Source organism: Halobiforma lacisalsi AJ5, from assembly GCF_000226975.2.
GTDB lineage: Archaea > Halobacteriota > Halobacteria > Halobacteriales > Natrialbaceae > Natronobacterium > Natronobacterium lacisalsi.
In genome coordinates this window covers 3,375,856-3,398,906 of record NZ_CP019285.1, presented here as the reverse complement: position 1 = coordinate 3,398,906, position 23,051 = coordinate 3,375,856, and the positions used below count along the sequence as shown (strand labels likewise).

The 23,051-nt window shown below is 67.8% G+C and carries 17 protein-coding genes; 7 read left to right on the top strand and 10 right to left on the bottom strand.

Translation table 11 applies throughout. From position 1 onward, the window contains the following. The first annotated feature begins 115 nt into the window (after positions 1–115). Positions 116–1,981 carry an ATP-binding protein gene (locus tag CHINAEXTREME_RS16465; protein ID WP_007142917.1) on the top strand — a complete coding sequence of 622 codons (1,866 nt, stop codon included), beginning with the start codon at positions 116–118 and terminating at the stop codon, positions 1,979–1,981. 5 nt (positions 1,982–1,986) lie between these two features. Here the strand turns inward: CHINAEXTREME_RS16465 and CHINAEXTREME_RS16460 are convergent, their stop codons facing one another. Continuing rightward, positions 1,987–3,117: a DegT/DnrJ/EryC1/StrS family aminotransferase gene (locus tag CHINAEXTREME_RS16460; RefSeq protein ID WP_007142916.1), complete on the bottom strand. Its 1,131-nt coding sequence runs from the start codon at positions 3,115–3,117 to the stop codon at positions 1,987–1,989. A 269-nt stretch (positions 3,118–3,386) separates the two neighbouring features. On the opposite strand from CHINAEXTREME_RS16460, the gene CHINAEXTREME_RS16455 reads away from it, so the two are divergent. Next, complete coding sequence (locus tag CHINAEXTREME_RS16455) at positions 3,387–5,018, top strand: alkaline phosphatase family protein (RefSeq protein ID WP_007142915.1); 1,632 nt, start codon at positions 3,387–3,389, stop codon at positions 5,016–5,018. Between the two features lie 3 nt (positions 5,019–5,021). Further along, complete coding sequence (locus CHINAEXTREME_RS16450; RefSeq protein ID WP_007142914.1) at positions 5,022–6,038, top strand: lipid II:glycine glycyltransferase FemX; 1,017 nt, start codon at positions 5,022–5,024, stop codon at positions 6,036–6,038. A gap of 26 nt (positions 6,039–6,064) precedes the next feature. On the opposite strand, the gene CHINAEXTREME_RS16445 is transcribed toward CHINAEXTREME_RS16450, so the two are convergent. Beyond that, complete coding sequence (locus CHINAEXTREME_RS16445) at positions 6,065–6,397, bottom strand: MarR family transcriptional regulator (RefSeq protein ID WP_007142913.1); 333 nt, start codon at positions 6,395–6,397, stop codon at positions 6,065–6,067. 222 nt (positions 6,398–6,619) lie between these two features. Here CHINAEXTREME_RS16445 and glmM point away from each other — a divergent pair, with 222 nt between their 5' ends. Next, a complete protein-coding gene (gene glmM, locus CHINAEXTREME_RS16440; protein ID WP_007142912.1) occupies positions 6,620–7,966 on the top strand; it encodes a phosphoglucosamine mutase in 1,347 nt (448 codons plus the stop codon). Between the two features lie 216 nt (positions 7,967–8,182). On the opposite strand, the gene CHINAEXTREME_RS16435 is transcribed toward glmM, so the two are convergent. After that, positions 8,183–8,392: a DUF7563 family protein gene (locus tag CHINAEXTREME_RS16435; protein WP_007142911.1), complete on the bottom strand. Its 210-nt coding sequence runs from the start codon at positions 8,390–8,392 to the stop codon at positions 8,183–8,185. Between the two features lie 406 nt (positions 8,393–8,798). On the opposite strand from CHINAEXTREME_RS16435, the gene glmU reads away from it, so the two are divergent. Further along, the gene (glmU, locus tag CHINAEXTREME_RS16430) at positions 8,799–9,986 is read left to right on the top strand and encodes a bifunctional sugar-1-phosphate nucleotidylyltransferase/acetyltransferase (RefSeq protein ID WP_007142910.1); all 1,188 of its coding nucleotides are present in this window, start codon (positions 8,799–8,801) and stop codon (positions 9,984–9,986) included. A gap of 279 nt (positions 9,987–10,265) precedes the next feature. Here glmU and glmS read toward each other — a convergent pair whose 3' ends face one another. Continuing rightward, on the bottom strand, positions 10,266–12,080 hold the full coding sequence (gene glmS, locus CHINAEXTREME_RS16425) for a glutamine--fructose-6-phosphate transaminase (isomerizing) (protein WP_007142909.1): 1,815 nt from the start codon (positions 12,078–12,080) through the stop codon (positions 10,266–10,268). A 780-nt stretch (positions 12,081–12,860) separates the two neighbouring features. Here glmS and CHINAEXTREME_RS16420 point away from each other — a divergent pair. Together CHINAEXTREME_RS16420 and CHINAEXTREME_RS16415 are read left to right on the top strand one after the other, a co-directional pair. Next, the gene (locus CHINAEXTREME_RS16420; protein ID WP_007142908.1) at positions 12,861–14,936 is read left to right on the top strand and encodes a cation:proton antiporter; all 2,076 of its coding nucleotides are present in this window, start codon (positions 12,861–12,863) and stop codon (positions 14,934–14,936) included. A 162-nt stretch (positions 14,937–15,098) separates the two neighbouring features. Continuing rightward, positions 15,099–15,284, top strand: a complete 186-nt coding sequence (locus CHINAEXTREME_RS16415) for a DUF5786 family protein (RefSeq protein WP_007142907.1) — start codon at positions 15,099–15,101, stop codon at positions 15,282–15,284. 157 nt (positions 15,285–15,441) lie between these two features. On the opposite strand, the gene CHINAEXTREME_RS16410 is transcribed toward CHINAEXTREME_RS16415, so the two are convergent. From CHINAEXTREME_RS16410 to CHINAEXTREME_RS16385, 6 genes are all read right to left on the bottom strand, one after another. Continuing rightward, entirely contained in the window at positions 15,442–16,287 is an 846-nt protein-coding gene (locus tag CHINAEXTREME_RS16410) for a helix-turn-helix domain-containing protein (protein ID WP_007142906.1), read from the bottom strand. Positions 16,288–16,665: 378 nt separating this feature from the next. Continuing rightward, a complete protein-coding gene (locus tag CHINAEXTREME_RS16405; protein WP_007142905.1) occupies positions 16,666–19,989 on the bottom strand; it encodes a bacterio-opsin activator domain-containing protein in 3,324 nt (1,107 codons plus the stop codon). Between the two features lie 202 nt (positions 19,990–20,191). After that, positions 20,192–20,614, bottom strand: coding sequence for a universal stress protein (locus CHINAEXTREME_RS16400; protein ID WP_007142904.1), 423 nt, complete (start codon positions 20,612–20,614; stop codon positions 20,192–20,194). Positions 20,615–20,759: 145 nt separating this feature from the next. Continuing rightward, complete coding sequence (locus CHINAEXTREME_RS16395; protein WP_007142903.1) at positions 20,760–21,434, bottom strand: cytochrome c biogenesis CcdA family protein; 675 nt, start codon at positions 21,432–21,434, stop codon at positions 20,760–20,762. Continuing rightward, the gene (locus tag CHINAEXTREME_RS16390; protein WP_007142902.1) at positions 21,434–22,078 is read right to left on the bottom strand and encodes a TlpA family protein disulfide reductase; all 645 of its coding nucleotides are present in this window, start codon (positions 22,076–22,078) and stop codon (positions 21,434–21,436) included. Before CHINAEXTREME_RS16390 ends, CHINAEXTREME_RS16395 begins: the two co-directional genes overlap by 1 nt. Positions 22,079–22,080: 2 nt before the next feature. Next, positions 22,081–22,896, bottom strand: a complete 816-nt coding sequence (locus CHINAEXTREME_RS16385) for an SCO family protein (RefSeq protein WP_007142901.1) — start codon at positions 22,894–22,896, stop codon at positions 22,081–22,083. Positions 22,897–23,051: the final 155 nt, after the last annotated feature.

Sequence of the window (23,051 nt, the reverse complement as noted above, 5' to 3'; positions counted from 1 at the left end):
CAATATTCAAGGTACCACGATCGGACTGTACGGATAGTATGAACGACGCGGTCGCGAGCGAACGCGTACGCCAGGACGCGACGGCTCTCGAGGTCGAGACAGAGGTGAGCGAGCGGTGAGCGACGACGGCGACCAACAGCGCGAGATCCTCGTCGGCGAGACCGACGACGGCGACGACCTCTACCTGCCGGTCGTCGAGTTGCTGACCGGGCGCGGCTTCGTGACCGGCAAGTCGGGGTCGGGGAAGTCCAACACCGCCTCCGTCATCGCGGAGGAACTGCTCGAGGCCGGCTTTCCCCTGCTGATCGTCGACACCGACGGCGAGTACTACGGGCTGAAAGAGGAGTACGAGATGCTCCACGCCGGGGCCGACGAGGAGTGTGACATCCAGATCGGGCCCGAACACGCCGAACAGATGGCCGAACTCGCCCTGGAGGAGAACGTCCCGATCATCCTGGACGTCTCCGGCTATCTCGACGAAGACGTCGCGGACGAACTGTTGCGCAAGATCGCCCGCCAGCTGTTCGTCAAGGAGAAGAAGCTCAAGAAGCCGTTCCTGCTGGTCGTCGAGGAGGTCCACGAGTACATCCCCGAGGGCGGTGGCGTCGGCGAGACCGGGAATCTGCTGATCAAGATCAGCAAGCGCGGCCGGAAACACGGGTTGGGCATCCTGGGGATCAGCCAGCGGCCCGCCGACGTCAAGAAGGACTTCATCACCCAGGCCAACTGGCTGGTCTGGCACCGGCTGACCTGGAACAACGACACGAAGGTCGTCGGCCGGATCATCGACACCGAGTACTCTGAACTGGTTTCCGACCTGAACGACGGCCAGGCGTTCGTCCAGACCGACTGGACGGATGTCGAAGTTCGCAAGGTGCAGTTCCGCCGCAAGCGGACCTTCGACGCCGGTGCGACCCCCGGCCTGGACGACTTCGAGCGACCAGACCTCAAGTCGGTCTCGGACTCCCTCGTCGGCGACCTCGAGAAGATTTCCGAACGGAAGGAACGCGAACAGGACCGCATCAACGAACTCGAGAACGAACTCGAGAAGAAGGAGAAACGGATCGAGACCCTGGAGGACGAACTCGAGTCGGCCCGCGATGTCTCCTCGGCGGCGAGACAGATGGCCGACGCGCTGACGCGGCCGGAGACGTTCCAGACGCAGTTGCCCGACGAGAGCGCGGCCGGTGCCGGGGCCGGGCCCGGTAGCGAGGACGTCCGTCAGCTTCACGAAGAGATCGTCGACCTCGAGACCGAACGGGACGAACTCGAGGAGAAGCTGGCGGATCGAGAGGACCGTATCGAGAAGCTCGAACTGCAGGTCGAGTCCCGTGCCGACGCGATGGAACGGCTCCGCGAGGAGAACGAGCGGCTGCGGGAGCGGGTCCGGAGACTCAAAGAGCGGCTCGATTCCGGTTCCGGTTCCGGTTCCGATCCCGTCCCCGATCCCGATACCGGCTCGGCTACCGACTCCGAAAGCGCCGCCGAGGCCGACGACGCGATCGTCCAGGCCGGCGGCGATCCGGTGGAGTTCGGCTACACGGACCCGGGATCGGCTCCGGACGGCGAGTCGGCCGAGACCGACATACGAACGGCCGGTGCGGAGTCGGCCGGGGCCACAGCCGGGTCGGGGGGCGACGACGGCACGGCGGTCGACGGCGACTCCGGACTCGTCGTCGCGACCGACCAGGAATCGCTGGCGGATCGGCTGGCGTCGACACCGCTTGGCGAACGGCTCGAGGCGGCGAGCGAGCGGTCCCAGTGTTCGGTCGAGACCGCCGGGCAGGTGCTCGGCGTCCTCGCGCGGGACGAGCCCCTCGAGACGGAGGCCATCGCCGAGCGCGTCGAGCGCTCGCCGGTCGCGGTCCAGGGACTGCTTTCGGAACTGCGCACGGAATCGGTGCTCGATCGCCGGGACGAACGCTCCTACCTGCTCGAGGACGACGTCAGGTCGACCCTGCTTTCGGTCGAGAACGACTGATCGGCCTACCGGCGCAGTCGGTCGCCGAGGGCCGCGATCCTCCCCGGTTCGATTTCCTGGTGAACGGGAAGCGTGACGATCTCACGGGAGAGCCGTGTCGCCGTCTCGTACTCCGGATCCTCGAGGACCTCGTCCGAGAGTCGCGGCCAGGTGTGGCCCCCGACCCCGGCGGTCTCGAGTTCCGTGAGGAACGCGTCCGGACGGGCGGCCCGGACCGGAAACGCCTGCGGGCAGATCCCTCGCGGCAGCGAGTCGTAGACCGGCTCGAGGTCGGCTCGCTCGCCGAGAACGTCCAGCCACGCGCGGTAGTTCGCCCGGCGAGCGGTTCGTATCTTCTCGGGGTCGGAATCCTCGACGATCCGCATCGAGAGCTTCGACATCCGTACTTTCGAACGCTCGTACCGGGCCTTCGGGCCGCCGACCGCCGGTGCGTCGCCGTCCCCTCGTTCGGACAGAATAGCCTCGACCGAGCGTCTGAGCATCGCGTTCGACTCGAGGACGTCGCCGACGAACGACTTGAGGACGAACCGACAGTCGGCGGGGCCGATTCCGTCACGAACGCCCGCGAGGTCGGAGGGCTCGTACCCCGCATGCACGTCGTCGCCGGTGAGATAGAGGATCGCCCCGTTCGGGACCGGCAGGAGCTTCCAGAGACTCGTGATCCCGAGGTCGCCGAGGGTACCGAGGAGCCGTCCCTCGAAGCGGCTGATCGGTGCGTGTGCGTTGTCGTCGACGTGGTACCAGCCGCGGTCGGCGGCGATCGCCGCCACCTCCTCGAGGCCGGGCTGGGGGAACCCGAAGTAGTCGACGGATACGACCGCCCCCGTATCGTCGTCGGCGCGGCGCTCGAGGTCAGCGAAGTCGGGCGCGAGCGTCGGCTGGACGGCGTAGTACCGCGGCTCGAGACCGAGTTCGTACAGCGGTTCGACGACGCCGTCCGGCAGGTACGCCGGGAGGAGGACGTTCCCTCCGGGCTCGAGTACCCCGGCCAGCCCGTCCCGAAGCGCGACCTTACCAGACCCGTAGTAGGCGAACGCCCGCGCGTGGCGATCGAAAAACGAGTCGAGGCCGGCGGCCCGGCCGTGGCGGCGTCGCGATAGCGCCTCGACGGTCAGCGACGGTACGTCGTCGATCATCCCTGCGAACGGCCGAGGGATCCGGTATCGCTCCCCGCACTCGTGGTGATCGGTGTGCTATGCATGGCGGATCCACCGTTTCCGGGCGCGTCCTTAGTGATTCGGCGGATACGGGTACCGGGTCCGCGACAGTCCGCGCTTACAGGGCGACCGCGGAACAGAACGGGCAGGGCGGCGTTCGACGCCGGTTCGATGCCGCTCCGGAAGAGCCGGCTTACACGGTGCAAAACACTCGCATAACAAAGCGGTGACGGGTAAACCGCTGGCCTATGACGGAGACGACCGGCGACACCGACCTCGAATTGCTCGTCGTCGGACTCGACGCCGGCTGTCGGCCCGTGCTCGAGCCGCTGTTCGACTCGGGGGCGGTGCCGACGCTACGGCAGTTGATCGAGTCCGGCACGGACGGGCCGCTCGAGTCACAGATCCCGCCGTGGACGGCGAGCGCCTGGCCGTCGCTGTACACCGGGAAGAACCCCGGAAAACACGGCGTCTACGACTTCCTCGCGTTCGACGGCTACGACTGGGACGTGGTGAACGCGACGCACGTTCGGGAACGGCCCGTGTGGGAACTGTTGAGCGAACACGGCTACACGAGCGTCGTCGTCAATCTCCCGGTCACCCACCCCGCGAGGCCGTTCGACGGTGCGTTGATCCCCGGAATGACCGCACCCGAGGACCCCGACTGTCACCCCCAGGGAGTCCTCGAGGACGTCGAAATCGCCTGCGGCGGCTACCGGATCTATCCCCAGAGCGGTCCGGAGGCGAACGGGTCGATCGAGTCCTACGAGCGCACCGCCGAGAAACGCGGGAAGGCGTTTCGCTACCTCTGTCGGCGGATGGAGCCGGAGTTCGGCTTTCTGCAGTTCCAGATCACCGACTCCGTCTTCCACGAACGGCCCGGCGACGGGAAGGCGATCCGGGCCGTCTACGAGGCGGTCGACCGACAGATCGAACGGACGCTCGAGGAGACCGAGCCCGACAACGTCCTGATCGTCAGCGACCACGGGATGGGAGAGGTGACGGGCCACGAGTTCCGGATCAACGAGTTCCTGCGCGATGGTGGCTACCTGACCGGCACCGAGGACGGCGGCGGGATGCCCAACTGGTCGAAGAGCTGGGAGAACGACCTCCTCGAGGGCGAGGAGGCCGGCGAACACGGGGAGAGCCTGCCGGAAAAAGCGTTGAACGTCGCTGCCCGGTTCGGACTTACCACCCAGCGCGTGGCCGCCGCGCTCGATCGCGTCGGCCTCAAGGAGCCGATCGGCAGGCGCGTCCCGAACGACCTCATCCGGGCCGCGAGCGAAGGGGTCGACTTCCCCGAGTCGCGTGTCTACATGCGCTCGAAGAGCGAACTCGGGCTCCGGATCAATCTCGAGGGCCGGGAACCCGACGGACGGGTGCCCGAATCCGAGTACGAACGGGTCCGCGAGGAAGTGATCGACGAACTATCGGCGGTCCGGACGCCCGACGGCGAGCCGATGTTCGACGCCGTCGTGCCCCGCGAGACGTACTTCGAGGGACCCCACGTCGACAAGGCACCCGACATCGTGACGGTGCCCGCCGACTTCGACAACGCCCTCGTCGCCGACCTCGGCACGGAGCAGTTCGGCGAACCGATGGAGCCGTGGAACCACAAGCGAACCGGCATCGTCGCCGCGAGGGGACCGGCCTTCGACGAGGACGTCCCGCTCGAGGACGCCGGGGCGACGATCTTCGACGTCGCGCCGACGATCTGTGCGCTGTTCGACGTGCCGATCGACGCGGCGATGGACGGCCGGCCGCTGCCGATCGTCGATCCGGGAGCTGAAGCGGAGTACCCCGCTTACGAGCCGGAGCCGGTGACCGCGACCGACGACCGCGTCGTCGAGGACCGCCTCTCCGATCTCGGCTACCTCTAACCAATGAGTATCGAAGTCACGACGCTCGATCCGTGGACCGACGCCGACGAGTGGAACCGGTACGTCGAACGCTCCGACGGGACGAACCCGTTTTTTCGCGCCGAGGCGCTGCGACTGCAGGCCGACGATACCGGGACGACGCCGCACCTGCTCGTCGGATTCAAGGGTCAGGAAGCCGTCGGCCTCCTGCCGATCTTCGAGTACAATCGCGGTCCCATTACCGGCGCGTTCTCCCCGGCGCCCCGGTCGTGGTCCTGTTATCTCGGTCCCGCGACGCTGAACGTCGCCAAACTGAAACGACGCAAGGCCGACCGGCGAGTCAGGCGCTTCCTCGAGGGGGCGATCGAGTGGATCGCGCGGGAAATCTCACCGGTCTACACCAAGATCGTGGCCGCGGAGTTCGAGGACGTGCGGCCGTTCGTCTGGAACGACTTCGACGTCCAGCCAGGGTACACGTACGTCGTCGACCTCGCCGGCGCCGGCGACGAGGAGGAACTGGCGAAGCGGTTCAGCAGCGACGCCCGGAGCAACGTGCGCAACGCCGACGAGGACGCGTACGTCGTCGAGGAAGGGGATAACGAGGACGTGGGTGAGATCGTCGACCAGGTCGCCCGGCGGTACGAGAGTCAGGGCCAGTCGTTCCACCTGAGTCCGGAGTTCGCCCGGGCGGCCCACGCGACGCTGCCGGACGGGTCGATCCGCCCCTACGTCTGTCGCGTCGACGGCGACACCGTCGGTGGCATCCTGGTGGTCGAGTCGGACACCACCCGGTATCGGTGGCAGGGCGGGGTCAAGCCCGACGTCTCCGTCGATCTGGCGATCAACGACCTGCTCGACTGGCACGTGATGCGCGACGGGCTCCGGGACGGGCTCGAGCGATACGACCTCGTCGGGGCCGGCGTCCCGAGCATCAACCGGTACAAGGCGAAGTTCAATCCGGGGCTCGAGACGAATTACACGATCACCTCGGGCGCGTTCGGCCTGGATCTGCTCGTCGACCGGTATCGGAAACTGCGGTAGCGGCCGGTTTCACTTCGACCACTCGTTCACTCGGGAATCCAGTACTTCGACTGGCGTGCATCCTCGAGACAGACACGGCTGGCGACCAGTTCCTGGCCCTCGAGTTTGTCGAGCGCGTACCGGACGGTCCGGGAACAGAGCCGTGACTCGCCGGCGATTTCCTCCTGGGTCAGCGATCCCTCGTACTCGAGAACCTTGTAGACGAGTTTGGCGCTGGGCGGGAGGTCGGTGACGGCGGCTTCGGCGTTCGGGTTCGGATCGAGATCGGGTTCGTGCTCGAGGTCCGGGTCGGGTTCGGTTCGGGTCCCGGACTCGGCCTCGTCGACGTCGGACTCGGAATCGCGGTCGGTAGCGCTCATACGATCGTACCGAATCGTACGCCGGTCAGCGGTATATACGATCCAGACGGTTCAGAAATCTAGGGATGTACTACTCCCGCTCGAACGGTCCGATACCGCCGCCGGATCGGTGTCGCTCGCTCCCGACCGTTCGGCGGCGATCGACCGACGCCGTCGGGTGCTCGAGCGCGCCCGAACGGTAGTCCCCGCATAGTAAGGGCGTGGCCCCCGTCACCGACGGGTATGTTCGGAACCAGCGGGATTCGCGGAACCGTCGGCGAAGACGTGACGGCAGCCCTCGCACTGTCCGTCGGGCGGGCAGTCGCCTCCGAGGGGTACGACACCGTCGTCGTCGGGCGGGACGTCCGCGAGAGCGGATCCGTCCTCGTCGACGCCGTCGCGGCCGGCCTCCGGGAGTGTGGCGCGGACGTCGTCGAGGTCGGCGTCGAGTCGACCCCGACGATCGCACGCTCGATCGCGGCGCTCGAGGCCGACGCTGGGGTCGTGGTCACGGCCTCGCACAACCCGGCGACGGACAACGGGATCAAACTCTGGACGCCGTCCGGGAAGGCGTTCGGCCCCGAGCAGCGGGAGGCGATCGAACGCCGCGTTCGCGAGGACGACTACGACCTCGCACGGTGGGACGGGCTCGGCGACCGCCGGGAGCACGGCCGCGCGCGGAACGCTCACGCCGAACGGATCGCCGACGCGGTCTCGCTCGAGCGGACGCCCTCGGTCGTCGTCGACCTCGGCAACGGGGCCGGTGCGGTCACCCCCGACGTACTGGACGACCTGGGCTGTGACGTCCAGACGCTGAACGGACAGCCCGACGGCTCCTTCCCGGGGCGGCCCAGCGAACCGACCGCCGAAACGCTCGAGACGCTGTCGACGGTCGTCGCCAACACCGACGCTGAGTTGGGGATCGCCCACGACGGCGACGCCGATCGAACCCTCGCGGTCGACGAGACGGGGACGTTCGTCCCCAAGGACGCGTTGCTTGCCCTGTTCGCTCGAGCGGCGGTCCGCGAGCACGGCGAGCGAGGGGTCGACGTCGCCGCGCCCGTCGACACGAGCCTGGCGGTCGACGACGCGGTGGCGGACGTCGGCGCGTCCGTGATCCGGACCAGGGTCGGGGACGTTTACGTCGCGGAGCGGACGACCGACGAGGGAGTCGTCTTCGGCGGCGAGCCGAGCGGGGCCTGGATCTGGCCCGAGGAGAGTCGCTGTCCCGACGGCCCGCTCGCGGCGGCGAAACTGGTCGAACTGGTCGCGAACCGGGGTTCGCTGTCGGAGCTGGTCGGCGAGATCGAGCAGTACCCGATCCGGCGGACGTCGCTCGAGGTCGACGACAAGGCGGCGGTCGTGACGGCGGTTCGCTCCCGCCTGACCGACCGATACGACGAGGTCGACACGCTGGACGGCGTTCGTGTCGAAACGGAGGACGGCTGGTTCCTGGTTCGCGCCAGCGGGACCGAACCCCTCGTTCGGATCACGGCTGAGGCCCGATCGGAGGCGGCCGTCGATCGGGTGTTCGACGAGGCGAGCGAGGCGGTCGAGGAAGCGATCGATCGGGTCGCAGCGGGCGGGTGATACGGATTACTGTAACCATGTACCGGCGCAACCGTGACCCGGGCGGCGGTTGCGCCGGAAATGACTTACAGTGAACCGTACGAGGCCGGCGAACCGACGGCGACCGATGGGACGGGTGCGCCGCGGTGTCGATCGGGTTCGAGGCCGCGGCCGAAGCCGAGATCGGGGAGCCCCCGTTCCCCGAGTCGGACGACCGGACCGGCGACCGAACGTGGCTTATCGGGCTTCCTTGGGAATGAAGTCGGAGGTCTTCATCTCGCGGTAGGTCGCACACTCCGGACAGGCGTGAACGACGTCGCGATTGTCCCCGAAGACCCTGGCGAACTGTCGCGTGACCTGGTTCCCGCAGTTGACACACCGGGGGGCGCTCGTCTGTTCTCGAGACGTCATCGGCGTCCACTTGGCGTCGGATGGTTCCGTCGACATCACCAACGCGTTGCCACAGAAGGGTATTTACTATAGACTGCATAACTCCGTTCCTCGAAGTTAGTCTCGGATTTAGACCGGGTGATCGGCCCGTCCATACGACCTCGCTACCTCGCCGTCTCGCCCGGTTCCCCGCCGGAAATTCAGTATTTCTTACCGGTAATAGGTCGTTTATGGGCCGGTTATGGGGTCGCGATCGGTGCGGTTCCGCCGCGAGCGACGAACCGGTCCGGTTCTCGAGAGCCGTGGCGGATCGATCGGCTCCGGTTGACCCGTTCCGGTAGCCTCCGACCGGTACGCCACTTCATCCGAATCGAGGGACGGGGATGGCGTCGCCCCGCGTTCGGGGCGCGTACGACGGGTAGATGCTGCATATTTATCCCCGGAATCGCCCTACGTTGGCGTCATGAAAGCTGTCGTTCTCGCGGCGGGTAAGGGAACGCGGATTCGACCGCTCTCGGAAACCGTGCCGAAACCGATGCTGCCGGTCGCCGACCGGCCGCTGGCCGCCCACGCCGTCGACGCGGCGATCGGTGCCGGGGCCGACGAGGTCGTCCTCGTCGTCGGGTACGAGGCCGACGTCGTCCGGAACTACTTCGGCGACTCGTACCGCGACGTCCCCGTGTCCTACGCCGTCCAGACCGAACAGAACGGGACGGCGGACGCCGTCGACGCGGTCCGCAGAGCAGGGCTGCTCGAGGGACCGTTCGCCGTCCTCAACGGCGACAACCTCTACGACCCCGCGGCGATCGAACGGCTCTTCGAGCGGGCGCCGGCGGTCGGTGCCGTCGAAGTCGAGAATCCCCGCAACTACGGCGTGCTCAGCACCGACGACGGGACGATATCGGGTATCGTCGAGAAACCCGACGATCCGCCGACGAACCTCGCGAACGCGGGCGCGTACGCCTTCCCCGCGAAGGCCCGCGAGTGGCTCGAGGTGCCGGCAAGCGAACGCGGCGAACGCGAGATCACGGACGTACTCGCGCGGGTCATCGAGGAGTTCGCCGTCACGCCTGTCACCGTCGATCGCTGGATGGACGTCGGCCGCCCCTGGGAACTGCTCGAGGCCAACGAGTGGAAGATCCGCGAACTCGACCGGCGGATCGACGGCGAGGTGAGCGACTCGGCCCACCTCGAGGGCGACGTGGTCGTCGAGGCGGGCGCGACGGTGAAACCGGGCGTCGTGATCGAGGGGCCGGCGCTGATCCGGTCGGGCGCGACGGTCGGGCCCAACGCCTACGTCAGGGGTGCGACGCTGATCGGCGAGAACGCGTCGGTCGGCAACGCCGTCGAGATCAAAAACAGCGTCCTCTCGGCGGGGACGTCGGTCAGCCACCTCTCGTACGTCGGGGATAGCGTCCTCGGTCGCGACGTCAACTTCGGCGCGGGGACGACCGTCGCGAACCTCCGCCACGACGACGCGGACGTGAAGTTCACCGTGAAAGGCGACCGCGTTTCGACCGGCCGCCGGAAGTTCGGCGTCGTCGCCGGCGACGGCGTCAAGACGGGGATCAACACCAGTCTTACGCCCGGCCTGCGACTCGACGCCGGGGCGACGACGCGTCCGGGCGAGACGGTCGACCGGGATCGGTAGCCCGGATCCGGACGTATCAGGTGCGGTATTTATAGCGAATCGGATCGGTTTTCAGCGTGGGGGGTGACGATCGGTAGCACGCGTTGTGCCACCGCCGAAGCCCTCCGGTTGCGCCCGAGAACGCAACCTCGCCGAGCGCGAGTCGTTTCCGACCGACGCCGTCCGGACGGGGGCTACGGGGGTGGCTTCGCGTCCCGCGGCCTCGGGGCCGCACTCGGCGACCGGCGTCCCTGTTCGTTCGTCTCGAAGAAAAGGGGGATCGGGACCGTCGCGCGGACACTACTCGACTGTAACGCTTTTCGCCAGGTTCCGCGGCTTGTCGATCGGTCGTCCGAGGAGGTCGGCCGCGTAGTACGAGACCAGCTGGAGCTGTACGTTCGCGAACAGGCCCGCGAGGTCGGAGTCGACGTCCGGGATCTCGAGGTGGTCGTCGGCGACCTCGACCGCGCGGTGGTCCGCCGGACAGACCGCGATCACCGGCGCGCCGCGGGTCTGGGCCTCCTCCGCGTTTTTCAGCGTCTTCTCGTCCTCTTCCCCGGTGAAGATCGCGAACACGGGTGTCTCGGGGGTCACCAGCGCGAGGGGCCCGTGTTTGAGTTCCCCGGAGGCGAAGCCTTCGGCGTGTTCGTAGGTGATCTCCTTGAACTTCAGCGCACCCTCGAGCGCGACGGGGAAGCCGAGCCCGCGACCGATGAAGAAGAACGCCTCGCTGTCGAGGTAGTGGCGGGCGACGGCGTCGGCCTCGGAGGTTTCGAGCAGGTCGTCGATCCCTTCGGGCATCCGGGCGAGATCCGGCAGAAGCGACTCGAGGTCGGCAGGCACCTCGCCGCGGGTGTCGTCGGCGATCCGCTGGGCCAGGAGGACGAGCATGACCGCCTGCGAGGAGAACGTCTTGGTCGCCGCAACGCCGATCTCGGGGCCGGCACGGATGAACAGCGCGTCGTCGGCTTCGCGGGCGGCGGTCGACCCCACGACGTTCGTGACCGTGAGCGTGTCCGCGCCGTGGCGTTTGGCGCGTCGAAGCGCGCTCAGGGTGTCAGCCGTCTCGCCGCTCTGGGAGACGGCGATGACCAGCGTGTCGTCGTCGACCGGCGGCGCGGCGACGCTGTACTCGTTCGCCAGCAGCGCCGTCGCCTGCACTCCGGCGCTGTTCAGGGCGAGCGAGCCGTACAGCGCGGCGTGGTAGGAGGTTCCGCAGGCGACCAGCTGGACGCTGTCGACGCCCTCGAAGGTTCCGGGGTCGAACCCCTCGAGCGAGATCCGTCCCGCCTCGGGGTCGATGCGGCCCTCAATTGCCTGGGCCAGCGAGGTCGGCTGCTCGTGGATCTCCTTGAGCATGAAGTGGTCGTACTCGCCCTTCCCGGCCTGTTCGGGGTCCCAGTCGACGGTCTCGGGCGTCCTGTCGATCGGCTCGCCCTCGAGGTCCGTGAACTCGATCCCGTCCTCGTCGACGATCACCACGTCGCCGTCCTCGAGGTAGACGACGCTGTCGGTGTACTCGAGGAAAGCGGGCACGTCACTGGCGAGGAAGAACTCGTCGTCCTCGATGCCGACGACCAGCGGCGACCCCTTCCGGGCGGCATAGAGGACGTGCTCGCCCGAGAGCATCGCCGCGACGGCGTAGCTGCCCTCGAGTTCGTCGATCGCGCGGCGGAACGCGGCCTCGTTGTCCATTCCCCGGTCCAGGTAGTACTGGATCAGGTGGGGGATGACCTCCGTATCGGTGTCGCTGGTGAACTCGTGGCCGCGCTCGCGGAGCCAGGACTTGAGTTCGGCATAGTTTTCGATGATGCCGTTGTGGACGACGGCGACGTCTGTCGTCCCGTCAGTGTGCGGGTGGGCGTTCTCGTCCGTGGGTGGCCCGTGGGTGCTCCAGCGGGTGTGACCGATCCCGACCTCGCCCTCGAGGTTTTCGTCGGTGACGGCGTCTTTCAGTTCGTCGACCTTGCCGGAGCGTTTCTGGACGGCGATCCCGGAGCCGTTCTGGACCGCGACACCCGCCGAATCGTAGCCACGGTACTCGAGGTTCTCGAGTCCGGTCAGTAGCGTCTCGAGAGCGTTACCATCGCCGACGTGACCGATGATTCCACACATGTGCGATCACCTGGTACCCGTTTCCGGGGCGGTGCGGGAGTCGGAGCGACCGTCGGATGCGCGGCCGTTCGTCCGCGTCGGACGTGCGCCGGGGGGCGAACGATCCCCCGCCGAGCGTCCGCCCGAGAGCGTTCTTCGAGCGACGAAGCGGTACGTGGACATGATAGATACGGAAGCAATCCTGGCCCATTACTATAGATAGGCTACCGCGGCCGGTAGCGTCGGGGTAATTCGTTCGAGATAGTTTGCGGCTAATCCGACTCGAGATGGGGGAGACCGGACCGATCGCGCTCGTAAACGGGACGTTCGTCCACTGTTTTCCGAAACATGGGTATCTTTTTGTCATTCTGTGGCACAGGTGGCGGAGTATGTCAACCGAACACCCCCGAAGTCGGAGGGTACAGGCGATAAACGGAGGCAGGAACGCCGATCGGCGACCCTCGCTCGATGCGTCGTCCGTTCCCGGGTTTCGGCGCTCCGTCCTGGAGTCGACGGTCCCATCAGTCCGATAACAGCGGCGTACACCCCCGAATCCGGTGCGCTCTCGAGTCTACCGCTTCCGACCGACGTCGCCGCTCGCGGCGACCGCCGGGTCGTCGTTCGCCGTGCCGACCCGACCATGGAAAAGCAACGGTTTATTGTCCCCAGCCGTCACGTTTCGCAACGACTAGGGCGTCGGAAACGGCGCTCTACGCCGCCCGTTCGCCACACTGTCGCCGACGATCGCGAGAGCAGCACTGGACCGAGAACTGCCGACCGCGTCGCCGCCGCCCCACCATCATGTCGACCCTGACCCCGACCCCCACGCCACAACTCGTCGACCTGCCCAGGTTCCCGCTCGAAGAACCGGTCCTCGTCTTCGCGGTAGCGATGGCGATCTTCCTCGCCGGGCCGCTGTTCGTCAAGCGGCTCGGACAGCCGGGCATCGTCGGCGTCGTCGTCTTCGGCGCGTTGGTCGGGCCCGGCGCCCTCGAGGTCGTCGAGCACGGGGACGCGATCGTGTTGCTCGGGGAGGTGGGGCTGATCTACCTGCTGTTTACCGTCGGGCTCGAACTCGACTTGCGGGGGTTCGCCGAGGCCCCGGAGAACGCGGCACTGTTCGGCCTGACGAGTTTCTTCCTGCCCTTTATCGTCGGAACGGTCGGGGCCCACGCGGTCCTCGGCCTCGACCTCTGGGCCGCGCTGTTGCTCTCCTCGGTCTTCGCCTCGCACACGCTGCTGGCCTACCCGGTCGTCAATCGGTACGGCGTCACGAAGAACCGCGCCGTGACGGCCGTCTTCGGCGGCATCCTCTTTACTGATACGCTCGCGCTGGTCGTGCTCGCGATCGTCGTCGGGGCCACCGGCGGCGAACTGACCGGCTGGCTGTTCGTCTCCGTCGCGATCTCGCTGCTCGTCCTGTTCGCCGCCGCGTGGTACGTCGTCCCGCCGGTCTCGCGGCGGTTCTTCCGCAACTTCAGCGAGGAGAGCTACTTCGAGTTCCTGTTCGTGATGGTCGCGATCTTCGCCACGGCCGCGCTCGCCGAACTGCTCGATCTCTCGCCGATCCTGGGGGCGTTCGTCGCCGGCATCGCCCTGAACCGGCTGGTCACGGAAGGAGGGACCCTGATGAACCGTATCGAGTTCGTCGGCAACGCCTTCTTCATCCCCTTCTTCCTGCTACACGTCGGAATGCTCGTCGATCCCGGGGTCATCTTCGACGGGCCCCGGACCCTCCAGATCGCCGGCTTCATCGTCGCCGTCATGATCGTCACGAAAGGCGGCGCGGCCTGGCTCGTCGCCCGGGTACAGGGGTACAGCCGTCACGAGCGCGACGTCATCTTCGGGCTCTCGACCGGCCAGGCCGCCGCGGCACTGGCGATCACGCTCGTCGGGTTCGAGGCCGACCTGTTCGGCCTCGAGGTGCTCAACGCCGTCGTCCTGATGTTGCTCGTTACCGCGCTCCTGAGTCCGTGGGTCACCGAACGGGCGGCGAACCGGCTCGCCCTCGAGCGCGACCCCGGCGACGACGCCCGCAGCGCGACCGATCCCAACATCCTGTTGCCACTGTCGCACAACGCGGAGCTCCAGCAGCGGCTCCTCGAACTCGCCTTCCTCATCAAGGGCGAGCGGGGTTCGGAGCCGGTCCACCTGCTGACGGTCGTCCAGCCGGACGAGGGCGACCCCGAGCAGCGGATCGCCGAGACGGACGAGGACCTCGAGGAGTTGGCGGCGATGGCGAGCGCGGCCGAGGTACCGATCGAGACCGAGATCCGGATCGATCACAACGTCGCTTCCGGGATCGTCGAAGGGGGCGTCGAGGTCCGGGCCAACCAGATCATCATGGGCTGGGACGCTCGCGAGAGCCTTCGGCACCGGATCTTCGGCGGCATCATCGACCAGGTGCTCGAGCGGAGTTCGCTCCCGGTGCTGGTCTCACGGCTCGGCCACCCGATCAATACGACCCGGCGTATCTTCGTCGTCGTTCCCATCGGCGCGGACCACCACGAGGGGTTCTACGAGGCGGTCCACCTGGTCAAGCGGATCGCCGCCTCCCTGGGGGCCGAACTGACCGTCCTCGTCGTCGAGGGGTCGGACCACCAGTTCGAACAGCTGTTCGCCTTCGTCGAGGAGGAGGCCAGCGCCGAGTTCGAGTCGATCGAAGCCTGGAACGGGCTCCTGCCGACCCTCGAGCGCGAGAGCGGCGAAGAGGACCTCATCGTCGCGATTTCGCCCCGTCGGGGCGACGTCGGCTGGCACTCGGAACTCGAGGATCTGCCGGCGCGGCTGGCCGATCTTCCGCCCGAGTCGTTCATCGTGATCCACCCGCGACAGGGCGAGCCGGAGTACGATCGTCAGTACCTCCGGTTCAAGTGACCGTGATTGAGGGATCGGCCCGTGCGGTCGGGTTCCGACGGGGACGAGGTTCTCGAGTGCAGTTCGACGGCGGGGGTTCCCGTTGGCTCGATTACAGTGGGACGGCGTCGCGGAGAGGTCGCGAACCGCCACACCTTTGAACGACCTTGCCGTTGTACGGGTATGGGTTTTGGTAGCTACGACGAATCCGAACAACAGCAGCAGACGGCCGACGACGACGAGGACATCGAAGCTGTCAACGTCCACGAGAACGACCACGACGGCGAGATGTCCTTCGAATCCGACGCCTCGACCGACGAACTCGTCTCGCAGCTCGGGGCGATGAAAGACGACGACAGCGACGACTGACCGGCCGGCGTCCCCTCGGTCAGCTCTCGAGTTCGAGTTCGAATTTCGGGCTCGACGCTCGAAACTCGAGGACTGAGCTTCACGGCGATCATGTTTTCTCTTCGTGTGCACCGAACGAACCAGCGACAGCACTGGGGCCGCCCTCTACCGCGAGAAATCAGGACAGCGTCGCGCCACAGAGCTGGCCGATCGCCCGCCGGAGCCGCTGTGAGACTGCCGACTTCGAGACACCGATCCGGTCGGCAAGCTCGTCCTGGGAGATCCCCCGCGGCACGTCGAAGTACCCCTCCTCGTAGGCGGTCAGGAGCAGGTCCTGCTGTTTCTCGGTCAGCGCGACGACGCCGTCGTCGCCGTCGTCCGAGACCCGCAAATAGTCGACCGTCACGGAGACGCCCCGCTCGTCACAGTCGGCGTTGAACGCGACGAGGTCGTCCCGGCTCGGGAACCGGAACTGCCCACACCAGCCGTCCCCGTCGCGGCAACTCGAGAGTTCGAGGAGGTGTGCCCCCACTTCGGCAGCCCGGTCGACGAACGTGACCGTGCCCTCGGCGACCGCAACGCGATAGACGCATCCCTCGCTGTGTCGGTCGAGCAGGACGGGGTCCGCGACGGTCGGATCAGTCTCGAGGGCGGCCTCGAACTCGCTAAATGCGGTACCTCGGACGGTCAGGAACACGAGCGTTCGGCCGTCGACGGCGGTCCAGTACTCGGGTTCGACCGTGACGTCCGGCGTTCGCCGCAGCGTCGGCCGCAGGAAGAGATCGGGGTGATCGAGTCGGAGTTGGGCGACGACGCCCCCATCGGCCCGGGATCGGACGGCGCTGTGGTCGGGACTGCGTTCCTGTTCGCGTGCGTGTTGGTGTTCGTGTCCGTGTCCGTGTTCGTGCTCGCGTTCGGGTTCCGACTCCGGTTGCGGTCCACGGCCGGACCGCTCGCGTTCGTACTCCCCGTGTTCCGGCTCCGGCTCACTTTCGTTTTCGGCGTCGGCTACGTCGATGCTCACGATTCGATCCCTCCGACCCACGAATCATCGCTGTAATCGCTCGTTACCGGGAACGCGCTCATCGAATAGACGATTCGACGCCGAACGTATGGTCGTGGCCGCTATACAGGCAACTGTCAACACAGCCGATATCAATACCTATTCATCGGTCCATTCTCGATCACGTCAGCGCTGACAAGAAAAACGAAGTTTCTCCGCCCATCGATGGTTGTCGTCGTGGCGATCTCTCGGTAACAGCGTACTACTCGCGTCCCAGCCGATCGGTCGAGTCCGGCCGACGTGGGCCCCTGGAATCGAACCGAAGCGGTCACCGCCGTTCACGGTCGGCGCGCTCGAGTCGAGTAAATCCGCTATTGGGCCCGCGACGTTCGTCCGGGCTCATTCGGGCGCACTGAACCGCTCGTCGAACAGCAGTTCGAACAGTTTCCCCTCGGCCAGCCGGAGGTGCCGGCTGAAAGTCGGCTGGGAAACCCCCAGCGACTCGGCGACTTCCTCGCCGGTACTCTCCCGCGGCCAGGCGAAAAAGCCGCCGTAATAGGCACTCTCGAGGGTCCTGAGCTGCCGTTCCGAAAGTCGATCCCGAAGTTCGGCCTCGAAAGGACGTGTCGGCCGCGCGGCCCGGTCGCGCTCGCGGCGTGCGAGGAGTTCCGTGCCCGGGTACGCGCGCTCGAGCGCGTCGAGGAACGGCCGGACCTCGAGCGACCGGGAGAGTTCGATCACCAGCCGGACCCGGTCGTCGACCGCTCGCGCCGAGCACAATACCCCGCCGTGGGCCGCGATCCGCTCCGCGACGGTCGTGCCGGCGAACTCGAGTTCGACGAGTTGCGAGCCGGCGTCCCCGGCATCGCCGCCGACCAGCTCGACCGACTCGAGGTCGGACACGGAGTCGGCGGCCAACTGGAGGGGGTCGTTCTCGGTGGCCGTGTTCTCGTTTCCGTTCCCGGCCCCGGTTGCCGCCGCATCATCCGCCGGCGCGATCGCACAGTAGACGGTCGCTCCCCCCGAGGACCGCGGGACGACGGCTCGCACGTCGACCCGCCGGCCGACCTGCTGGCCGACCCGCCGGACGAACGCCGCGAACGGTTCCGAGTCGTCCCGGAACACGACCTCGAGTTCGACGACGCCGTCCGCCAGCAGCGCGCGTTCGCGCTCGAGCGAGCCGATCGCGTACGCCGCGACCCGGGCGAGGAAGCCGACGATACGCCGGAGCCGGTCGCCGAAGGCCCCGGATCGCTCGGCGTACGCGGTGACCGTTCCGTACCGGAACTCGTCCCGGTCGTGGGAGAGCGGAACGCTCAGCGCCGACCGGAAGCCGGCCTCGCGGGCACGACGCCGTTCGCCGTTGGAGTCGTCGGGGTCGGTGGCCGCGTCCGCATCGGTCCCGGTCGGCGCAGCCTCGAGGTCGTCGACGACCGTCGCCTCGCGCCGCGCCGCCGTTCGACCCGTCGGGTCCGGAGCCTCCCGATCGACGGGGAGCTCGAGCCCGTCCAGCAGATCGGCAACATCGCGGCCGGCCCGGGCCCGCGGTGTGACGGTCCCGCTGCCAGCGTCGACGCCGCCGACCCAGACGACCGCCGTCGTGCCGCCTGCCCCGTCGGTTTCCCGTCGACTCCCGTCGCCGAGTTCGACGAGCCCCTCACACAGTCGCCGTTCGACCGCCTCGCGGCTCCGCGCCTCGAGCAGTGACCGCGCAAGGTCCCGGGCGTCGGCTTCCAGGGTCAACTCGCGCTCGAGCCGCGAGCGGTCGCGCCGACAGGTCCGCAGGCTCGACTCCCGGGCGAACCCCGCGAGCGCGATCGCAGCTCCGTCCGCGATGGCTTCGACCGCCTCCCGGTCGCGGTCCCGATCGAGGGACTCGAACGCCAGCGGTTCCGGGCTCGTCGCGAGCGCGACGCCCGCGTCGCCGACGGGTACGACCAGGGCGCGCTCGGCGTCGATCCCCGCCGCCGCGAGGAAGTCGCCGAGTTCGTCCCGATCGACGGCCGCCGGTCCCGGGCGATCCTCGAACAGCGCGGCCGTATCGTCGCTCAGCCGATCTCCGTCGATAATCGGCGGCTCGAGCGAGGGGCTCGGGCCAGCCGTCTCGACCGCGGCCGGGCTGTACCGGTCCTCGTCGGCGCGGTACCAGACCGCGAGGTCGGCCTCGGTGCGCTCGAGCAGCGTCTCGAGGACTGTCCGCCGGACGCTCCCGGCGGTTTCGGCCCGCCCTATCGCGGTGAGCGCGCGGCGAACGGCCGACAGCGCACCCGCGGCGGAACGCCTCCGATCTCGAACGACACAGAGGGCCCGGGTTCGCTCCCGACCGGGCGCCCGGAGCGGGGCCACGTAGACGTCGACCGGCACGCCGTCGTCGACCGCGAGTTCGCCCCGGACCGGTTCCATCCACCGTACGATCGACGACTGCGCTCGCTCGTGGACAGCCGCGGCGAGATCGTCGTCGAACAGCCGCGCAACCTCGCGGCCGACGAGGTCGGCCTCGCCATAGCGGTCGGCCAGCGACCGGTTCGCGAGTTCGATGGTCCCGTCGTCGACGACTGCGATCCCGTCCTCGAGCGCGTCGACGGCCGACTCGAGGACCGCGAGCCGGTTCGATTCGCCGCCACCGTCGTGTTGCTCTCGAGCGAGGACGGTGAGGCCACCGTTCGCGGCCGCGTCACCCTCCCGGTTCGGCGCTGCCGACACCGTGAACGTCGTCGTCCCATCCTCGTCGGAGACGGTCGCCTCGAAGCGCACGCTCGAGGCGGACGCGACCGCCTCGCGGAGTTCGCGGCCGAACTCCTCCCGGAGTTCCCCCCGGAGGACGTCCCAGACGACTCGTCCTGGCTCCGGATCGTCCGCGAACAGCCGCCCTGCCGCCGCGTTCGCCCAGCGGAGTTCCCAGTCCGGGCCGACCGCGAACAGCGGCTCCTCGAGGCGATCGATCGCGTCGCGAACGTCCGACGGGGCAGTCGCACCCGGAAGCGCCGCCGTCGCGACGATCCCTCCGAGAGCGGGATCCTCGAGCCGGTTGGCCAGCGTCAGCGTCGCGACGCGCCACTCGCCGTCGACGCTGCCGATCCGGACCGCGAGCCGGTCTGTCGCACCGAACGGTCCGTTCGCGATCCGCTCGAGCGCCTTCCGAAGGATCGATCGATCGTCCGGGTGAATCAACCGCTCGAGAGGCGTCCGCTCGAGTTCGCCCGGCGCGTACCCGAACCGATCCTCGACGGCCGTGCTCGCGTACGTGACGGTACCGTCGGGCTCCAGGAGCCAGATCGGCGCGTCGGCGCTCTCCACGAGCGCGCGGTGGCATCGGTCGGCCGCCCGCTCGGCACGACGCCGACACTCGGCGATGTGTCCCACTCGGGCCGCGAGAACTTCCGCGGAGGCGTCGGGCGAGACCACATCGGTCGCGCCGGCCTCGAGCGCGCGTTCGACCGCGCCGTCGTCGGTCACCGCGACGATCGGAACGCCGTCGGCGGTCGACTCGAGCAGTTCCCGGCCGGTCTCGCCGGGAAACTCACAGAGGGCGCAGTGGACGTCCTCCCGGTCCAGCCGCTCGCGTGCCCCCTCGAGCGTTCTCGCGCGTACCACTGCGGCGGGGACCAGTTCGGCGGCGAGCGCGTCGGCCGTCGCGTCGATCCGGGGCGAGTCGCCCGCGACGAGCACGCGCAGGGCGTCGCCGACGACGGTCGCTCCGCCGGGGTCGCCGCGTCCGTTCATCCGTGTCTCACCAGTAACGCTCCCACCGCCGAACGACGTGGATCTCCGGGGACCGCGGCCGACCGAGAACGAAGGCCGTGCGGTGGGTCGCGGTACGACGGCGTACGCCGGGCACGCGGTTAATTATCACACTCGTACCTCGCAGTAAGACGGTGTTTCCCACCGCGTGGAGACCGGTCGGGGCCCGATCCCGACTCGCGGACTACGATCGCTCGCGAACCGTCACGACCGGAACCGGCGCGTTCCGGACGACCTCCTCCGCGACGCTGCCCAGGAGGATCTTGTCGATCCCGGATCGCCCGACCGTGCCGACGACGATCGCATCGATCGGGTTCGCCTCCGCGACGGCGACGATCTCCTCCTGGGCGACGCCGTGGCGGATCGTCGTCGTCGCCTCGAGGCCGGCGTTCTCGGCCTCGCGTGCGGCTTCCTCGGCCGCCTCTCGAGATTCGCCCTCGACGTCGCTTCGCATCTCGTCGCGTCGGTCGGTGCTGTGCGGGCCTTCCTCCGCGACCGACACGACGTGCAGGTCGGCCTCGAGTTCGCGTGCGAGCTGGATCGCGTGATTTGTCGCTCGCCGCGCCCCGTCGCTCCCGTCCGTCGCGAGCAGTAGATCCGAGTACATCTCGTCTGCCCTTCGCCGGTCGGACGAATACGCTTCGGACCTGCTGGTGCCGGGCGTACTTCACGCGAGTGGAACGTTCCGGGTAGGTTTCGACTCGAGGGGGTGAGGGGGGAGAGGGGGGAGAGAAAGACGAAGCCGAAATCGGTCAGAAGACGTTGTACACGACGATGGCGAGGTAGAGCTGCCCGATCCCGGCCAGTATCATGATCGCGCCCGCGAACTGCTTGAGCTGATTGCTGTAGGCCGCGAGTCTGCCGGCGCCGGCAAGCACTCCCATTCCGGTCGCGACGGTTAGCGAGATCATCAGCAGAACGATACTGCCGACGTACGTGCCGAGAACCAGTGCGGCATCGACGAGCGGCATCGAGACCGCCTGCCCGACGACGGGGAGGAAAAGCGGCAGCGCACAGCCGGCACCCGCCAGCGCGTAGCCTGCCCCGAACACGCCGAACCCGAGCACGCTCGAGCGCCGCTGCGGGAGCGCCACCGACAGCGAGGGAGCCCGATCGAACAGGATCAGGAGCCCGAACCCGAGCACGATAACGCCCATGATGGGCTCGAAGTAGAGGATGTTCGACATGACCCCGTGGCCGACTCGATAGGCGATCGCGAGGATCGCGGTGAACGTCACGAGGACGCCGAGACCGGCGATCAGCCCGCGGCTGACCGCACCGCCGACCGAGGCGTTTTCCCCTTCGGTCTGGCTCACGTAGAACCCGACGTAGCCCGGTAACAGCGGATAGGCACACGGGGAGAAGAACGTCCCGATCCCGGCGCCCAGCGCCACCACGATCCAGGTAAGGACGTCCGGCTCGATCATCAGGCATCCTCCCCGCTTTCGGAGTCGGAGTCAGAGTCGGATTCACCGCCGTCCTCGAGGTCGAGCACGGCCTCGATCTTCGAGACGATCTCGTCAGCGGTCTTGATGCCGCTGGCCGACCATCGAATTCGTCCGGACGTGTCGATCGTCATCGCCGTTGGGTACTTGGTGACACGATAGCTCAGTTGCGCCGCCGGGTCCAGGCCGACGGTCCACTGTCCGCCGTGTTCGTCCCACCACTCGGCCAGTTCCGCCTCGGTAACCATTCCGTCCTCTCCGACCGACTCGCTGGTGATCGAAATGAACAGGACCTCGTCGCCGATCCGCTCGTGGGCCTCGGCGAGCGCCGGCATCTGTTCCTTGCAGGGCGGACACCAGGTTCCGAAGAAGTCGACGAACGTCGGCCGGTCCGTCGCGGGGACGAGAACGGTTCCGGCCTCGCTACCCGGTGCGTCGACCGTCTCGATTTCGACCGGGTCGTAGCTGTCGCCGCCGTCGCCGCTGTCACCGCCGTCGTCCCCGGTACTCCCGTCGGCGCCGTCACCGAAGTCGTCACCCGTCGGGAGCCCGTACACCGCTGCGACACCGGCTCCGCCGACGATACCGAGGCTTCCGAGTCCGGCGAGAATATCCCGTCGTCGCATGGTTATGCGGTGTTCGAGTCCGATTCCGATTCAGTTTCGAGGTCCAGTTCCGAGTGCTGTCCCGCGACGACCGCCCTCGTGTCCTCGAGCACGCGCTGTGCGCCGCCGCCGAGATCCTCGTTGAGGGCCTGCGGATACGATCGTTCCACGATCCCGTCTTCGTTCGCCAACAGTATCAGATTGATGTGATCGAAGCTGTAGCCGTGATCGTGGCCGTCGTGGTCCTCTCGGTCCTCGAGTTCGTCCTCTTCGACGCGCCGGATTCGCATGCCGAAGTCGTCGTGGAGGGTTTCTTTCCCTCCCTCGTAGCTTTCGGGTCGCAGGAAGTGCCAGTTGTCGGCCTCGTGGTCGACGCCCTGCTGGGCGGCGAACTCTGCGAGGGCCGCGGCGTCGTCCCGTTCTGGATCGAACGTCATCGCGAGCAGCGAGATGTCGTCACCGTACCCTTGCTCGGCCGCGTCGGCCTGAATGCGCTGGAAGTAGGTCATCAGCGCGGGACAGGCCCCGTCGGGACAGGAGGTGAAGAAAAACGTCATCAGAAACGAGCGCTCGCCGACGAGATTCTCGAGCGAGACGGGGTCCCCCCCGATAGGATCCGGGAGCGTAAACTCCGGGAACCCCTCGCCGTGGATCGGGTGCGAGGGATCGCCCCGGGTCTGTTCCGGTGGCTCGAGGACCGTCGAGCCGTCGCCCCAGTGGGTCTCGTCGGACTCGTCGCCGCCGACGGCACCCAGAGAGTCCTCGAGACAGCCCGCCAGGCCGGCAAGCCCCACCGTGCCCGCCGCCCCGAGCGATCGCAGATACGTTCGGCGTTCCATGTGCGGTTGTTGGGCGGAGCGATCAAATGTCCGTTGGTACGCGTGCCGAACTGCGGCCGGACCGCTACGTGTCAGTTCGGATTGTACGCCTCGAGTGTCGCGCCCGTCGGGCGTACAGCCGGGATACCGGCGCGGAAGGCGCTCGCTTCCGACAG

Excerpts from the sequence above, each read along its gene's own strand:
- CHINAEXTREME_RS16460 (WP_007142916.1), bottom strand. The coding sequence starts at position 3,117 with ATGATCGACGACGTACCGTCGCTGACCGTCGAGGCGCTATCGCGACGC.
- CHINAEXTREME_RS16455 (WP_007142915.1), top strand. The coding sequence starts at position 3,387 with ATGACGGAGACGACCGGCGACACCGACCTCGAATTGCTCGTCGTCGGA.
- CHINAEXTREME_RS16450 (WP_007142914.1), top strand. The coding sequence starts at position 5,022 with ATGAGTATCGAAGTCACGACGCTCGATCCGTGGACCGACGCCGACGAG.
- CHINAEXTREME_RS16445 (WP_007142913.1), bottom strand. The coding sequence starts at position 6,397 with ATGAGCGCTACCGACCGCGATTCCGAGTCCGACGTCGACGAGGCCGAG.
- glmM (WP_007142912.1), top strand. The coding sequence starts at position 6,620 with ATGTTCGGAACCAGCGGGATTCGCGGAACCGTCGGCGAAGACGTGACG.
- CHINAEXTREME_RS16435 (WP_007142911.1), bottom strand. The coding sequence starts at position 8,392 with ATGTCGACGGAACCATCCGACGCCAAGTGGACGCCGATGACGTCTCGA.
- glmU (WP_007142910.1), top strand. The coding sequence starts at position 8,799 with ATGAAAGCTGTCGTTCTCGCGGCGGGTAAGGGAACGCGGATTCGACCG.
- glmS (WP_007142909.1), bottom strand. The coding sequence starts at position 12,080 with ATGTGTGGAATCATCGGTCACGTCGGCGATGGTAACGCTCTCGAGACG.
- CHINAEXTREME_RS16420 (WP_007142908.1), top strand. The coding sequence starts at position 12,861 with ATGTCGACCCTGACCCCGACCCCCACGCCACAACTCGTCGACCTGCCC.
- CHINAEXTREME_RS16415 (WP_007142907.1), top strand. The coding sequence starts at position 15,099 with ATGGGTTTTGGTAGCTACGACGAATCCGAACAACAGCAGCAGACGGCC.
- CHINAEXTREME_RS16405 (WP_007142905.1), bottom strand. The coding sequence starts at position 19,989 with ATGAACGGACGCGGCGACCCCGGCGGAGCGACCGTCGTCGGCGACGCC.
- CHINAEXTREME_RS16400 (WP_007142904.1), bottom strand. The coding sequence starts at position 20,614 with ATGTACTCGGATCTACTGCTCGCGACGGACGGGAGCGACGGGGCGCGG.
- CHINAEXTREME_RS16395 (WP_007142903.1), bottom strand. The coding sequence starts at position 21,434 with ATGATCGAGCCGGACGTCCTTACCTGGATCGTGGTGGCGCTGGGCGCC.
- CHINAEXTREME_RS16390 (WP_007142902.1), bottom strand. The coding sequence starts at position 22,078 with ATGCGACGACGGGATATTCTCGCCGGACTCGGAAGCCTCGGTATCGTC.
- CHINAEXTREME_RS16385 (WP_007142901.1), bottom strand. The coding sequence starts at position 22,896 with ATGGAACGCCGAACGTATCTGCGATCGCTCGGGGCGGCGGGCACGGTG.